The following is a 14,935-nucleotide window of genomic DNA, read 5'->3' on the forward strand; positions in this document are numbered from 1 at the left end:
TGATATGACGACCGCTGATCCTGCTGCACTGCTTGTCGTTGATATTGGCACGTTGTTTACCCATGTGGCGTTGCTCGAATTGGTTGCTGGCGAGTATCGCTTGTTGGGTCGTGCCCAAGCACTCTCAACCTTAGAGCCACCAATTGCCGATGCTTGGCAAGGAATTTTGACCGCAATTCGCGAAATTGAGCAACTGACCTTTCGCGCGATTGCCCATGTTGATGGTTTGATGACTCCGCATCGCCCTGATGGCTCGGGCGTTGATGGCATGGTGGTCAGCACTAGCGCCGCCGGAACCTTGCCGATTGTGCTGGCGGCGATTTCGAATGATACCACTGGCGCTAGTTTGCGGCGGGTGGCCCGTTCGAGCTATACCACCGTGCTCGATATGGTGACGCTCGATGAATATGGCGACCCCGATTTGGCCGAAGGCGAAAGCTGGATTGACTATCAATTAGCCAATTTGGTGCGCTTGCCAGCTGCCACGGTCTTGATGGCTGGCGGCATCGATGGCGGCAACTCCGCGCCGCTTGAGCGTTTGGCCCACATGCTTGGCTTTACCGTGTTGCGGCTCGAACAAATCAATTCGCGCGAGTTTGCCCACGTTATTTTTGCTGGCAATACCGCCGCCTACCCTGGCATCGAGGATGCGCTTTCAACGATTGCGCCGATTACCGCAACCTCGAATGTGCTGCCAGCAATTGGGGTTGAGCAATTGATGCCAGCCCGCTTGGAATTAATTCGCTCCTACAACGATCGGGTGCTGCCAAAATTGCCAAGCTTCAACCGCATGCGCGCTATGAGCAGCGATTTTGTGCGTTCTACCAGCGATGGTTTTGGGCCATTGGTGCGCTTTATCGCCAAACATCATGGCCGCAATACCTTGATTGTGGATATTGGCGCGATGACTAGCGCTGGCTATGCTTCCGATGGCACGCAATTGCATATCACCGTTGAAACCAATTGTGGCACAGCTTATGGGATTGCTGGCTTGGTTGATCAAGCTGGGCCTGGCAATATCACCCGTTGGCTGCCCTTTGAAATGAGCGATTCGGCCTTGCGCGAACATATGCTCAATAGGCTGATTCGCCCGCAAATTGTGCCAATCGATCGTGAAGATCTCTTGATTGAACAAGCCTTGGTGCGCGAAGCGTTGCGGGTTGTCTCAAATGATCTGTTTGATGAACAGCCGCAATTAGCCAGCGATTTGATTATTGCCACTGGCGGCCCCTTGGCGCATACCATTCACCCAGCCCAAGCATTGTTGAGCCTTGTCGATGGGCTTGATTTCGGGCGCTTGCAACAATATCGCGATCGTAGTTTGTTGATTAGCGATATTTACCTCGATCGTGATGGGTTGCTGGCGCTGGCTGGCGCAACCGCCTGGAAGTATCCTGATGCAAGTTTTTGCTTGCTCGAACAAGATATTTTGCGCAATGGAGCCTTGGCCAGTTATTTGTTGATCAATAGCTCGTTGCGCTTGGGCGACTTAGTGGCTGAAGTGGAGCTTGTGCCAGTCAGTGGCGCGCCAATCATTATCCAAATTCACCATGGCGAGATTCGGCGCTTGCCATTGGCCCACGGCAAACGGGCAACCCTGCGCTTGCGCCCAACCAAGCAAGTGCAAATTGGCGCAAATTTGCCAGGCGAAGTGGTCGAAACTGCCTTGGCAGCGATTACCGGCAGTACGCTTGGCTTGGTGATTGACGCACGGCCTCGGCCTTTAGCCCAACGCAACAGCGACGCGCAAAGCCGCAATCAACAATGGCAATGGCTCAATCAATTGGGTGTGGTTGATGGACTTAATCCATATGCGCCCCAATCTGATGAGCAACCGCTGCCAGCGTTTGAGCCAATTCCGGCAATTAGCCGCATTCCTGAACCTGCGCCAGCGCCAGCCCAAATGCTGCCAGAGCGCGAGGAACCAAACGCGATTCCCGATTGGCTGCGCGAAGAAGGCGAGAACGCCAACGATCTGGCAATGCCAGCGCCAAGCGAATTTGGGGTAGAAGAACCATTGCCCGATTGGCTGAGCGGCCTTGATGTACCAGTCAATAGCGAGCCAGTGTTGGATTTAGGGGAACGCCAAGCTTCGCAACCAGTTGCGCCCGCCGACTTTAGCGCCTTGCGCAGCGAGTTGGAAGAACAAAACAAACCCAAGCGTGGCTTTTTCCGCCGTAAATAAGCCAATTGTAAGGCGGCCAGCTTTTGGTTAAGCTGGCTGCCCTGCGTTTAATCCCGCTAAAAATCCCCCACAGGATCAAAACTTCTGCGCCAAAAGGGTTTGACAGCGTTTGCTGGCGCGTGTTATGCTGATCGATAGTTCACAGCATTGCGCAAAGAGCTTGATTGTTGGCATTTATGCCATTCTAAAGCGCTAGATTGCTGTTTGTAAAGTATTGTCATTTCCCCCTTTTTCACTCTAGCTTAGAAGGAGCAAGCCATGCACAAACGCCTCACGCGGGTACTGGGATCTATTTTCTGTGTCCTCGGCTTGGGTTTGGCGCTCTTTGGCTTTGACGGCGCATGGCGTGCCTATGGTCAAACCGCAGGCCCAACCCCAACTCCTGATTTCGATTTGCCGATTACCAAAGCCGTTACCCCAAGCAATGGCTTGCCCGGCGATACGGTAACTTTTTCGATCAATGTCACCAACGATCAGCCGCAAACCCAAACCAACGTGGTCGTTACCGATAGCGTGGTTAATTTCTTGGAAGTTGTTGGCGCAAGCAGTAGCAAAGGCACTGCCAGTTTCAGCGGCCAAGAGGTGCGCGCCGATGTTGGCACCTTAGCCAGCGGCGAATCGGTAACATTAACCATTACTACCAGAATTCGGGCTGGCACTGCGGCTGGCACCATCGGCCAAAACGTGGCGATTGTGAATACTGCTAGCGGTTCAAGCTCATCAAGTAATGTCGTGACCATCACGGTTGGCGGCGATACGACCGCCACACCTACGCCGCTGCCAACCCAAGCCCCAAGCGGGCCAAAATTGGTGGTTGAAAAGTCGGCTAGCCCCGCAAGTGGCAAAGTTGGCGATTTGATTAGCTTTAAAATTGTGGTGCGCAACACTGGCGGCACAACCGCTCCCGCTGTGGTGGTCAACGACCGAATTCTCGATTTCTTGGAAGTTGTCAGCGTGCAAACCAGCAAGGGTAGCGCAACCACCACTGGCCAAGCTGTCAAGGTCAGCGTTGGTGATTTGGCTGCTGGCGAAAGCGTCACGATTGTGATTACCACCAAGATTCGAGCTGGCACGACCAGCGGCCAACAAGGCATCAACATTGCTGAAGCAGTTGCCAGCGATGGCAGCGGTGGTTCTTCAACCACGCCCAGCAATCCAGTTGCGATTGCGGTTGATCGCAGCGCCCCAGTTGGCTTGCCCGACACTAGCGCTCCGAGCCAAGCATCGTGGATTTTCTGGCTTGGTTTGGGCTTGGCAATCAGCGGCGGGCTGTTGCTCATGGTCAGTCGCCGCCGGAGCGAAGCTTAATCAATGAATATCTTTCGTCGTTATCTCACTGGGTTGCGGCGCTGGCTCTGGCTGTTAGTGCTAGGGCCAGTCGTCGCTGCTGGCGCGGCCTATGCCATCAGCAGCCGCCAAACGCCACGCTATGCCAGCAGCACGCGGGTGATTGTTGGCCAAACTTTGCAAAACAGCAACCCCGATTATGGCAGTTTGGTTGCCAGCGAACGCTTGGTTTCGACCTATGCCCAAATTGCCCAAAGCCGCACAACCATCGAGGCGGTTGAGCAACGCTTAAATGTGCGCGATATTGCCAGTTCGGCGATTATCACGACGCGGCCAGTTCAGGAAACTGAGTTTTTGGATATTGCGGTTGAGGCCGACGATCCACAACAGGCTGCCGATATTGCCAATGCCATTGCTGAACAGCTGATTTTGACCAGTCCGGCGGGGCCACAAAGCGCCGAGGCCAAATTGCTCGATGAGGTTAATCGCCAGATTGCGACGCTCAACGAGGAAATTACCCGCACCGACGAGGAAATTAAAAATCTCAAAGCTGAAATTGAGCAAATCGGGGCCGATAAGCCTGCCGCCGAATCGTTAATTGCCAATCTGCAACTCAAGCAACAGAGCCAAAATCAAAATCGCCAAACTCTGAGCACGTTGTATAGCACGGCGCTTGGCAATCGGGCGAATTCAATTAGCGTCGTCGAATCGGCGTTGGTTAATCCTACGCCGATTGCGCCACGGCCAATTCGTAGTGCAATTTTGGCGGGAATTTTGGGCTTTGCCTTGGTCTTTGGCTTGGCCTTGCTGCTCGAATATTTCGATGATAGTGTGCAAACGCCTGATGAAGGCGTTGATTTGGTCAATGCGCCGTTGCTGGCGGCCATCGTCAAGCAAGAAACCAAAGTGACCAAAGCGGCTCAGCGCTTGGTTTCGCGGCTCGATCCGCGTTCGCCAACCGCCGAAACGTTTCGTACTTTGCGCACCAATTTGCAGTTTTCAAACGTCGATACCAAAGCCCGCACCTTGATTGTAACCAGCAGCCAACCAGAGGAAGGCAAAAGCACTGTCGCGGCCAATTTGGCGTGGGTGCTGGCTCAAGCAGGCCAAAAAGTCGTGCTGATCGATGCCGATTTGCGCAAGCCAATGATGCATCGGGTGTTTGAGGTCAGCAGCGAATATGGCTTGACCAACTTGCTGACCAACAATGAGGATCCAACAATTCGCGATCGCACGGTGCTGCCAGTTGCCGAAAATTTGTGGCTGATTCCAAGTGGCCCGTTGCCGCCGAATCCATCGGAATTGCTCGGCAGTAAGCGCATGGAAATGCTAATTTGGCTGTTGCAGCAAGAATACGATTGGATCTTATTCGACACACCGCCAATTTTGACCGTAACCGACCCAATTGCCTTGATTCCGCGCGTCGATGGGGTTGTGCTGGTGGCCGAAGCCAAACGCACCCGCCGCGATATGCTGGCTAAATGTCGTGCCGCAGTTCAAACGGTCGGCGGTCGGCTGATTGGCTTGGTTTTCAACAAGCTTGATGCGCGCTCCGAAGGCTATGGTGTCTACTACACTTACTACTACGATCAGCATCATAACGCGAATCGTGGTCGCCGCTTCTGGAATCGCAAAGACGATCATCAGCCAGTCGCAAGCATGAGCGAGCCAGCGCCGTTGGATTTGCACGATTCAACGCTTGAGCGCTCCGAATCGGCCTATGAGATGGCTAGCCATGAGCAAACCAAGTAACTCAATCGCAACCAATCAAGCTCCTCCAAAACGCCGCTTGCGGCGTTTTTTCCTATATGCTTTGGGATTGCTTGGGGTCTGGCTCGGGCTGCTAGCATGGTTTAGTTACCAACTCTCTATCCAAAGCCAAAACGTACGCGATTTGTTGCAAACTCGACCGTTGGGTAGCAGCCAAGCCCAAGCGTTGTGTGATGAGCTTGCTTCAACCCACAAGAGCGTTATTTGGCTGCGCCGATTGAGCTTGCCGTTACACCCCATCCTGCGCCAAAGCGATGCTTGGATCGGTGCGCTGCCCGCTGCTAGCGATGTTGCGAACCAGGGCTTGGGCTTAACAGCGGGTTATTGCCACCAATTTAATCCCTTGCTTGCGCTGCTCGATCTGCCTGCTGAACAACGGAGCATGCAAATGCTGAATTGGCTGGTTGCCAATCAACCACATTGGCAGCAACTCCAAAGCGATGTACAGCAATTGCAACAAACATGGCGCAGCGTGCCAACCAGCTTGCAAACAGCGCCATTGTTGGCCAACTATCAAGCCCAATTAGCCCAATTTGACCAGCAATTGACTGCGGCGCAAACCAGCCTTGGCTTGCTTGATCAAGCGTGGCCGTTGCTTGCTGATGGTTGGGGCACGCAAAAACCGTTGCGTTTATTGATTGCTGGCCAAAATCCGCTTGAATTGCGGCCAAGCGGTGGCTTTATTGGCAGCATTGCGACCTTGACGCTTGATCAAGGCCGCATTAGCAAGCTGGCCTACTTCAATAGCGCGAATTTTGCGGCGGTTGCGCCTGCTGGCTCGGCCATGCCCAAGCCCTACAACCAGTATTTGCGGGCTTCAATTTGGACGTTGCGCGATGCGAATTGGTGGCCTGATTGGCCAACCTCGGCCCAAAGTTTACAAACATTTTGGCAATTAAACCAACAACCTGAGGTCGATGCGGTGATTGCGTTCGATCTGTATGGCTTGCAAGGCCTGATTCAGGTGCTCGCTCCGTTGGAAATTGCTGGCTACGGCCAAATGGCGCAAGCAGCAAGCCTTGAGCACATTTTTGGGTTTTACGATGGCCAGAACGTAACTGGCGATAAACAATTTTTGGCGGCCTTGTTTCGTAGCACCCTTGAAACTGCGCGCCATGCCAATTTTGGCCAATGGCTAGAGCTTGGCGCGAGCTTGCAAGTATCGTTGCAGCAACGCCATTTAAGCATCTATTTCAATGATCAAACCAGCCAAAATCTGATGCTAACCAATGGCTGGGCTGGCACAATGCCGCAGGTTGAGCACGATCTGCTGGCCTTGGTCGATGCTGATCTATCCTATAGCGATGGCCAAAACTTTATTGAACAACGCATGCAGCTTGATGTGCAACTCGATGCCCAAGCGCGGCCATTGACTAACACGCTGACAATTACCTACACCAATCGCTATGATGCTTGGCGCGCCGATTTGAGCAAGCACGCGGTTTATGGCTATTGCTATAACGTAGGTTTGGCAATTCAGCAGCGCATTCCAGGCTGTTATGGCGATTATGCGCGGGCATATTTGCCGATTAATGCGCTGCCTTTGCACTTGCAAGGCGCTGATACGCCGCCGGATATTGCGCAAGAAGGCCACTTGACCAGCGTTGGTTGGTATATGTTGCTCTACCCGGGCCAAACGCGCACGATTCGGCTGAGCTATTTGCCCAATCTGCAAAGCCAGCCCTATCGATTAAGCTGGCTCAAACAAGCTGGCACGTTGGCGCATCCGATTCATGTTCGTGTTAGTCAAGCTGGGCAACAGGTCGAATGGCGGGGCACATTGCAACACGATCGCGAGCTGAGCTTTGTTGATGCTGCAATTCTGCCAGCCCCAAGCGATGTGCCAATAACCACTGATCAGCAGGCCGCCGAGCAAGCTTGGCAAAGTTGGCAGCAAGGCGAAACCAGCGCTGCCCTTGAGCTTTGGCACCGCAGCAACACGCTTGATCGGGCCTTGGATTCGGTGGTTAGTCTGCGCTGGACGCACGATCCAAGCACTGCCGACCAACTTTTGCGCCAACTTCAACCATTGTTGCCCGATTCTGGGCGCGCGGCCTTTTTGGCAGGTTGGCTCGCCGAGCTAAACGATGATGATGCCGCTGCCTTGCAAGCTTATCAAACAGCCTTGGATCGTGAACCAACCAGCCAAGCCGCGCGTTTGGCCTTGGCCTTGTTGCAACTCAAACGTGGCGATAGCGCTGCTGCCCAAGCAACCTTGCAAGAGCTGGAAAATCCGCGTTTGGCGCTCCAACGCTTGGCGTTTGATCAACGCATAACTGGTGATTTGGCCCAAGCTGAGCGCTATTATCAATTGCTCTTGACGCTCGATCCACGCGATCGCACAGTGTGGGACGATCGCTATTGGCTGCGGCGTTACGCCAACGATCAGCCCGATTGGCTAGCAGTTGAGCAATTGGCAAATGAGGGAATTGGCGCTTTTCCAAATGATGCGACGTGGTTGAGCCGCCGCGCTGAGAGCTACGAGCGCCAAAATCTAGCTCAACAGGCAATTGGCGATTGGCAGCAAGTTACCATAATCTCGCCAACTAATAGCTTGGCTTGGTATTATTTGGCGTTGCAGCAACGGGCTGTGGGCGATTGGCCAGCAGCGCAATCCTCGCTTGAACAATTGATTAAACTTGATCCACAAGCTGATTATTATTTGGTGCTGGGCGATACGTTGCGCGAATTGAATTTGCTGGCTGAGGCGCGCAAGGCGTATGCAGACGCGGCCAAGCTGAACCCCGACCATCCTGGCTTGGCCGAGCGTTTGCGGCTGGTGGAAGCCAGCCCATGAGTCGTCGCCTACTCAAAGATACTGCGCTCTATGCCTTGACGGGGGTGGCAACCAAGCTGATTGGGGCCTTGCTGCTGCCGTTTATCACCCGTTTGCTTAGCCCCGAACTGTATGGCAGCGTCGATCTGATTAGTTTGGTTGGCTTGTTTGCAATCGAATTGGTGACGCTGGGCAGCGATTTTGCCTTGGCGCTCTATTTTCATGAAGCAACGCTTGATCGGCGGCGTTTGGTTGGCTCGCTCTGGTTGGCGCGCTTGCTTTTGGGCTTATTCATGGGATTAATTGGCCATGCACTTGCCCCATGGCTCGCCATACAATTGCTCGAACGCAGCGATCAGCAAACGATTTTGGCCTTGCGCTTGGGTTTGTGGAGCCAGTTGGCGAATGGCATCATCGGCCTGTGGTTTACAACCTTGCGCCAAGAGAGCAAAGCCCTACGCTTATTTGGCCTGACTGTATTGCGGGTTGCGGCGACGGCCTTGCTAACGATTGGCTGGATGCTGCAAAGTAGCCAGCGCTTGAGCGCCTATTTTGGCGCGATGTTGGTGGTTGATTGTTTGTTGGCGCTTGGTTTGACGTTGCTGATGCGTGGCCAACTTGGCAAGCCCGATTGGCAGCTATTACACCCATTATTAGGCAAAGGCTTGGGCTTTTTGCCACGCTCGATTTATTTTGTAGCCATGACCTTGATCAATCGCCAAATTTTGCTGCATTTTGGCTCGTTGGAGCAAATTGGCCACTATGCAGCGGCCACCAAAATTAGCTTTATCGTCTGGATTGTGATTAGTGCTGCCAATCAGGCGTGGTTGCCGTATAGCCTAGCGATTGCCAACACCCCGACCGCCAACGCCAGCTATCGCCAATATCTGACCAGCTACACGATGCTGCTGGGCGCTGCAACAACTGGCTTGGCGTTATTTGCCCCCGAACTGCTGCGAATTTTGACGACTGGCGATTATCTGCCAGCAGCGCCAGCAGTAGGTTGGTATGCAGTTAATTTGATGGCGATTGGTTTATTGACGGTGGTGGCAACAGGCCTGACGATTACCAAAGCAACAGCTGTTTTAGGCCAAACCAGCTTATTAAGTGCGATTTTGAATGTTGGTTTGGCGATTATGCTTGTGCCGTGGTTGGGCTTGGTTGGCGCTGCCATCGCCGCCGCAGGCGATCAATTGATCGCGGCGTGGTTGGTCTATCGGGCGGCCCAAAAGCGCTATCCGATCGATTTTGATATTAAGGCAGTGCTTGCTTGGCTCGGCCTAACTATCGCCTGTGTGGCGCTGGCAAGTTGGCTGCCGTTGGCGTTTAGCTGGCCATTGATTGGCCTCAAATTGGCGCTTGTTGGCGTGTGGTTGGGCTGCTGTTGGCGTTGGGGCCAGCCCAAAATGTTGTTGAGCTTGCTGCGAAAATAACGATTTATTTATCGAATTTATTACTAAGCTAGCTTTGCATTCAACAACAAACCCGATGATAAACGCATGAAATAAATCAAGCATGGAGAATTGGAAACAAGAGAACAATCCACAAAATACATATTAGGGGGTGCAGGGGGATGAAAACCCCCTGCGTTTCCCGCCTTGAGGCGGGACGGAAGGGTGGTGAAATAACGATTGATTTGAAACTATTTATTGCTCGCTAGGCAGGTCGCGGCCTCGCCCAGTCACATGGGCATAGCTCCATGGCTGAATATCTGGCGGCTCGATGCCCAATGATGTCAGAATTGCGCAGATTTGCTCGCGGTGAATGTTGCTATGGTGGAGTGCTTGGGCAATCAGCGCCCCAGCGTGAATCTCATAATCCCCTGGTTCAAGGATGCATAGTTGCTCGCCATCGACTGGCTGGGTGAAGAATTGCTGCCAATTGGCGGCTGCTTCGTCAGCGCGCGCTTCAAGCACAGCAAAATCATTGCTTCGATCACGATTGAGCAGCCAATCGGGTGCCTTGCCCGAAAGATGTTGCAAATAGCGCGCATCCGACAAAATAATATGATTGAAGGTGGCGATGATATTGCCATAACTGCCAACAACCGTTGTGGCAAGTTGCTCCTCATTAAGCTCGCTACAGACCTTCAGGAGCACCTTGGTTGCCCAACTATTGTGCTGAAATGAATCGAACAAAACTCCGTTCATAGGCTCTCCCTGAGTTAAACAATCAATTAGCACGAATGTACTGCAAATAGAGGTTTGTGTCAACGCCAAGGCTGGAGCATGCTTTAATTGGCAGCGTGAGCTGTGAAGCTGAAAAGCGGGAAATTATCGAAGTTTGGAGCGTTGCGCGAGGAGTTGTTGGCGCAGCACTGTTTGCTTGAGGCTTTTGATCGATCGTGGTTTGATCTGTTGGGTTAGCTTGAAACTGCCGATCAATAAGCCACCGCCAAGCACCAATTGCAAACAACCAAAGAGCAGATCAGCCATCGTTGCCTCAATAAAAACAATTTAATCGGAAGAAACTGTCTAATCAAGTATAGCGATGGCTGATTTGTTTGTCAAATTATTCTAAATGTTTGAAGCTCAGGTCAATTGAGCGCGCATGCAGGTGTTTAACAGCGAGGGTAGCCGGATGCGCACGCAAAAATTGCTCAAACTCGCCCAGCTCCTCGGGATGTAAACACCATTGATTGCCTTGGCCCAAACTAGCTAACTTCAAATTGGAAATATAGCGAAAGGTCAGCGATAGCTGCTTAACTGAATCGTCGATCCACTCGCCATCATCATCGACATAGGTTTTTTCAACCACCAAATGGCGGGTCAAATTATAACTAAAATGTGAATTTAAACCGTTCTGTTCAACACCCCATTGAAACAGCAACATATCACCATCATTGGCCAGATCACAATCGTCAATCCGAATTTCGCGATAGAATCCAAGCATCAGGTTGAGCGCATCTTCAATGGCAAGGTATTCAAGCACTTTGTCAGATTGTTCTAGCCACAGATTAAAGCGGTCTAGCACATGTTTTGCTTGCATTCCATGTTCCTATTCTAGGTCTATGATTCCGATCCTTGCATGATGTTGTATTGTAAACTATTTATTGTCGTAATTGAAAACCGCTTGGGCAAATCGATCTAAAATGCAGATTGGCGATCGATTGGATCTTTTCACCACCCCTGCACCCGCTAAACGACAATTAGTGATGCTAAGGCGTTCGCCGCTAAAATTGTGAATGCGTGATGTGCGAGGAAAAAAGATCGCACCTAAAATACGAAAACCTCTGACGGTTCACGTCAGAGGTTGGGAGTAGGCCAACAATCCTATTCAAAGTAGCGAACGACTTGTTGTGCACCAGTAAACTGGACCCAATTTTGTTCTATTTCCTTAATATATTTGCAGTGTTCAAAATAAACGCAATAGCGACCATCTTCAACTTTTTCAGCATACTTGTATGTAGCAGTATACAATTTATTAATGTTTGAATCATCACGAAGATAAATCAATACTTGATCAATGGTATTTATCCGATGATCATCCATAATCCAATTACCACTACTGCCTGTGCCATCGTTATTGAAGGTTAATAAATGACCATTAGTAAATAGTGCTAGTAATCGTTTGCCTGGTTGAACAAAATCTCGTGCATGCATAGTGCTACCTCATTGCATCACTATCACCGATTTAACGATAGTGCTAACTTCCACTATAGAGATGTTTAGGGCTGTGGTCAAGAATTAATTGGTATCCAATTGTTGGGCATTTTTCTGGCGCAAAATCATAATTTCAAGGTATGCAGCTCTCAGCAACCAGCCACCATTTGCTTAGTTTTGGCCAGCCTCGCCAGCCATAATCACCGCGATTGGCTTCATACGGGCCAAGGGCTTAATCAAATCGGCTTCGATTTGCAATTCCATCACCCGTTCGATGTCTTTGTAGGCCAAGGGCGATTCGTCAACGCTCCAGCCTTCGACGTGCACGCCATGGGCCTTGATGATTTTTTTAGCCTCGCTGGGGCTGATGGTGGCACGCGCTTTGGAGCGGCTGTATAAGCGGCCTGCACCATGCGAGGCGCTATGCAAGGCTTCAGGGTTGCCCAAGCCTTCGACCACATACGAAGCCGAGGCCATACTGCCTGGAATCACGCCGCGCACGCCGACTCCAGCGGGCGTTGCGCCCTTGCGATGCACAATCACATCGCCTTCGCGCCAAGCAAAATTATGGTGATTTTGAATTGTGGCGACTGGCTTGAGCTTGCTGCGCTGGGCAAATAAGCGGTGGATAACTTCATGATTGGCTTGGGCAAAAGCTCCGGCTAATTCCATCGCTGCCCAATATTCTTGGCCTGCTTCGCTATCCAAATCGAGCCATTCATACATTTTGGGGATGTTGGCTTTGGTGGCGGTTTCTTGCACTGCAATGTTGCTATAGTGCTTGGCGATGGCGTAGCCAACCCCGCGCGAGCCGCTATGAGTCAGCAAGCCAACAAATTCGCGTGGCAAATCGTTCTCGCCCATTCGCTCGCCAATAACGATGTTGGCAAAGTGGTTGCCGCTGCCGCTGGTGCCAAGCTGGGCAATCGCCTTTTCACGCAGGCTGCGGGTTTGGGCAGTCAAATTCCAGTTTTTTATGCCTAAAATTGGGTGATCCGGCCCACGTTTGCGGGTTGCACCCGAGCCAAACACCGTTACTTCAGCTAAATCGCGAAACAATTGCTCGCGATAGCGTTGAATTTCCATTGGCGCTTCAGCAAAAATCGTCAGATGCATGCGGCAACCAATATCGACTCCAACCATCATCGGCGAGACGGCGTTGTGAGCGGCAAAAACTCCGCCGATTGGCAAGGCAAAACCCGGGTGGGCATCGGGCATCAAGGCTCCTTGGGCGGCAATTGGCAGACGCAAAGCAAGTTGCAATTGCTCCAAGGCAGCGGCTTCAATATCGACCCCAATTTGGCCATACGCTTTGTAGGGTTGGGCCTGCTCGTTGAGGCGAGCCAATTCGGCAGGTTTGCCAAATTCGGCCTCAACTTGGGCCACAATCTGCAAATCCTTGGAGCCGCTCTTTTTCAGGGCGGCGGCATACTTGGCAATGGCAGTGAAGCGTTTATCGCCACGCCATGGCTTCAGCAAAACATTTAGTTTCATAAATGTGAGACTCAGTTCTAGTATATGTTGGTTTAGCTGTAACCACTATAATCAACGCAGGCAGGCTTGCATATCAGGCGCAATGTTGACCTCTGCTCAGACTAAATCCGTAGCATTGACTCAGCCTATCGCCAACAACTGGCGAGCTAGACGGTTTTGCCATAGCGCAAACGCAGCATTGTATTGAGGTATTCGATGAAAACGGGGATGTCAAAGGGTTTGGAGAGGTAGGCATCTGCGCCAGCATCGGCTCCACGTTGAAAATCGACTTGTTCCGAGCGCACAGTCAGCATCATCACCGGAATGCTATAGTTGGTTTTGATCCGGCGGCAAACTTCGGTGCCTTCGATCATGGGCATATTCACGTCGAGAATCACCGCATCTGGGCGTTGGCTGGCAACTTTTTGCAAGGCTTCCAAGCCATCGCGGGCCACCGAAACCCGATGCCCTTCGAGCGCTAAAACCTGTTGAACTAAACGCAGAATATCGTGACTATCATCAACCAATAAAATGTGCATACGGCCTCCAAAAAGTGCAATGAAGCCATTATACTCAGCATGTCCCCCATGATGGTGATGAAGTATCCCCCAATAGTCCTGTTTTCGAGGATGCCACAGCGTTCAGCGTGATCGCTCCTTGGTGGGCATGGCTCTGTTGCTTGAGTTGATCGGCGGCCTTCGCATAGCCACCGTTATTGCCATCAATAAAATGAACTTGCCGCCCCATGCGCTCAAAGACAATGCAGGTCATCAAGGCACTATCTGCAACATGCAGGCCATAATTTAAATTGCCAGCTTGGCGTTCTTGATCGAGAAATTGCTCAAGTTGTTGGCGTTGGGCGGGCGTGCCTGCAATCACCATGCGCAACATCGCATCGTATTTGCGATAATCGGTGCTGGCCTGCAAAATCTGGGGATATTCGGCCCAATCGGTTAGTTCGGTTTTGGCCCCAGTTGCCAACAAGAACTTGCCAAGCACGTTGAGCCACCAAATATTATTCAGATAGCGTAGTTGTTGCAATTTGCTGGAACCACCGCGCAACCGAGCTTCGGCCCAGAGATCTTTGGGCCACAACGATAAGCTCATTTGCTGCACATCGACCGGATGATGCTCAGCGTCTGCGCCATAAATTGCCTCGATTTGCTCGATCACATGGCGATTGATCTGGTTGCGCTCAGCGTTGGTGTCAGCTTCGGCCCGCACCAACAACGAAACCGTCTCGCCATAGCGACTGGGAATCTCTTGCCAACGACATTCGAGGCCATCGAGCAAGCCTGGCTGATCGCTGGGCTGGGCTGCGAGCAAATATTTGGCTCCCAAAATTGGATCTTTAATCGTTTGCTCGACGAAGGTCAAGCCATCGCCATTAATCATGGCTTGGGCATAATTCTCCGAGACCGCAAATTTGGCAATTTCAAGCTGATAGCGATGCGCATAAACTTCGCTAATTGGAATAATACCAACCCGCAGATGCAGATTGTAGATTGATTGGCTCAGATGTTGAACCGCTTGCAGTGCGGGCTTGGCTTGCTCGACCAACCATGGCGGCAACAACAACGTCGCACCATCGCCACCAAAAATAAATGGCAAATCGAGGTTAGGCTGCAAATTAAGCAAGGCCACAATCGTGCTAGCCCCAATGAAGTTCACATCTTTATAGCGACCTTCAGCAATTGCTTTGGTCGATTGTTCAATATCGCTCACCACAATATACCAATCGGCAGGGACTTTTTGATAGCAACTGGCATCAGTAATTTGGACAAAATCGGTGATAATAGGTAAGGTTGCATAGAAGTTGTGCGTCATTGATGACCTCGATTT

General features: G+C 51.6%; 12 protein-coding genes. 5 read left to right on the forward strand and 7 right to left on the reverse strand.

Features of this window, described 5'->3' with window-relative positions:
- Positions 1-4: 4 nt before the first annotated feature.
- The 5 genes from JOD20_RS02660 (at position 5) to JOD20_RS02680 (ending at position 9,451) form a co-directional block, all read left to right on the forward strand.
- The gene (locus JOD20_RS02660) at positions 5-2,185 is read left to right on the forward strand and encodes a glutamate mutase L (RefSeq protein ID WP_204753780.1); all 2,181 of its coding nucleotides are present in this window, start codon (positions 5-7) and stop codon (positions 2,183-2,185) included.
- Between the two features lie 258 nt (positions 2,186-2,443).
- The gene (locus JOD20_RS02665) at positions 2,444-3,493 is read left to right on the forward strand and encodes a DUF11 domain-containing protein (protein ID WP_204753781.1); all 1,050 of its coding nucleotides are present in this window, start codon (positions 2,444-2,446) and stop codon (positions 3,491-3,493) included.
- Between the two features lie 3 nt (positions 3,494-3,496).
- Positions 3,497-5,224, forward strand: coding sequence for a tyrosine-protein kinase domain-containing protein (locus JOD20_RS02670; protein ID WP_204753782.1), 1,728 nt, complete (start codon positions 3,497-3,499; stop codon positions 5,222-5,224).
- A complete protein-coding gene (locus tag JOD20_RS02675) occupies positions 5,208-8,039 on the forward strand; it encodes a DUF4012 domain-containing protein (protein WP_204753783.1) in 2,832 nt (943 codons plus the stop codon). The genes JOD20_RS02670 and JOD20_RS02675 overlap by 17 nt, the downstream gene beginning before the upstream one ends.
- Positions 8,036-9,451, forward strand: coding sequence for a lipopolysaccharide biosynthesis protein (locus tag JOD20_RS02680; protein WP_204753784.1), 1,416 nt, complete (start codon positions 8,036-8,038; stop codon positions 9,449-9,451). Before JOD20_RS02675 ends, JOD20_RS02680 begins: the two co-directional genes overlap by 4 nt.
- 213 nt (positions 9,452-9,664) lie before the next feature.
- On the opposite strand, the gene JOD20_RS02685 is transcribed toward JOD20_RS02680, so the two are convergent.
- From JOD20_RS02685 to JOD20_RS02715, 7 genes are all read right to left on the reverse strand, one after another.
- On the reverse strand, positions 9,665-10,168 hold the full coding sequence (locus tag JOD20_RS02685; protein WP_204753785.1) for a DinB family protein: 504 nt from the start codon (positions 10,166-10,168) through the stop codon (positions 9,665-9,667).
- A 123-nt stretch (positions 10,169-10,291) separates the two neighbouring features.
- A complete protein-coding gene (locus JOD20_RS02690) occupies positions 10,292-10,453 on the reverse strand; it encodes a hypothetical protein (RefSeq protein WP_204753786.1) in 162 nt (53 codons plus the stop codon).
- A gap of 76 nt (positions 10,454-10,529) precedes the next feature.
- Positions 10,530-11,006 carry a hypothetical protein gene (locus JOD20_RS02695; protein ID WP_204753787.1) on the reverse strand — a complete coding sequence of 159 codons (477 nt, stop codon included), beginning with the start codon at positions 11,004-11,006 and terminating at the stop codon, positions 10,530-10,532.
- 284 nt (positions 11,007-11,290) lie between these two features.
- On the reverse strand, positions 11,291-11,620 hold the full coding sequence (locus JOD20_RS02700) for a hypothetical protein (RefSeq protein ID WP_204753788.1): 330 nt from the start codon (positions 11,618-11,620) through the stop codon (positions 11,291-11,293).
- Positions 11,621-11,791: 171 nt separating this feature from the next.
- Positions 11,792-13,114: an RtcB family protein gene (locus JOD20_RS02705; protein WP_204753789.1), complete on the reverse strand. Its 1,323-nt coding sequence runs from the start codon at positions 13,112-13,114 to the stop codon at positions 11,792-11,794.
- A 146-nt stretch (positions 13,115-13,260) separates the two neighbouring features.
- Positions 13,261-13,632: a response regulator transcription factor gene (locus tag JOD20_RS02710; RefSeq protein WP_204753790.1), complete on the reverse strand. Its 372-nt coding sequence runs from the start codon at positions 13,630-13,632 to the stop codon at positions 13,261-13,263.
- 34 nt (positions 13,633-13,666) lie between these two features.
- Complete coding sequence (locus tag JOD20_RS02715) at positions 13,667-14,920, reverse strand: DUF3095 domain-containing protein (RefSeq protein ID WP_204753791.1); 1,254 nt, start codon at positions 14,918-14,920, stop codon at positions 13,667-13,669.
- Positions 14,921-14,935 lie beyond the last annotated feature (15 nt).

Origin of the sequence: Herpetosiphon giganteus (assembly GCF_016907925.1) — a bacterium.
GTDB lineage: Bacteria > Chloroflexota > Chloroflexia > Chloroflexales > Herpetosiphonaceae > Herpetosiphon > Herpetosiphon giganteus.

Bases quoted from the DNA above. Each gene is read 5' to 3' on its own strand.
- JOD20_RS02700 (WP_204753788.1), bottom strand. From the start codon at position 11,620: ATGCATGCACGAGATTTTGTTCAACCAGGCAAACGATTACTAGCACTA.
- JOD20_RS02690 (WP_204753786.1), bottom strand. From the start codon at position 10,453: ATGGCTGATCTGCTCTTTGGTTGTTTGCAATTGGTGCTTGGCGGTGGC.
- JOD20_RS02685 (WP_204753785.1), bottom strand. From the start codon at position 10,168: ATGAACGGAGTTTTGTTCGATTCATTTCAGCACAATAGTTGGGCAACC.
- JOD20_RS02695 (WP_204753787.1), bottom strand. From the start codon at position 11,006: ATGCAAGCAAAACATGTGCTAGACCGCTTTAATCTGTGGCTAGAACAA.
- JOD20_RS02665 (WP_204753781.1), top strand. From the start codon at position 2,444: ATGCACAAACGCCTCACGCGGGTACTGGGATCTATTTTCTGTGTCCTC.
- JOD20_RS02675 (WP_204753783.1), top strand. From the start codon at position 5,208: ATGAGCAAACCAAGTAACTCAATCGCAACCAATCAAGCTCCTCCAAAA.
- JOD20_RS02705 (WP_204753789.1), bottom strand. From the start codon at position 13,114: ATGAAACTAAATGTTTTGCTGAAGCCATGGCGTGGCGATAAACGCTTC.
- JOD20_RS02680 (WP_204753784.1), top strand. From the start codon at position 8,036: ATGAGTCGTCGCCTACTCAAAGATACTGCGCTCTATGCCTTGACGGGG.
- JOD20_RS02715 (WP_204753791.1), bottom strand. From the start codon at position 14,920: ATGACGCACAACTTCTATGCAACCTTACCTATTATCACCGATTTTGTC.
- JOD20_RS02710 (WP_204753790.1), bottom strand. From the start codon at position 13,632: ATGCACATTTTATTGGTTGATGATAGTCACGATATTCTGCGTTTAGTT.
- JOD20_RS02670 (WP_204753782.1), top strand. From the start codon at position 3,497: ATGAATATCTTTCGTCGTTATCTCACTGGGTTGCGGCGCTGGCTCTGG.
- JOD20_RS02660 (WP_204753780.1), top strand. From the start codon at position 5: ATGACGACCGCTGATCCTGCTGCACTGCTTGTCGTTGATATTGGCACG.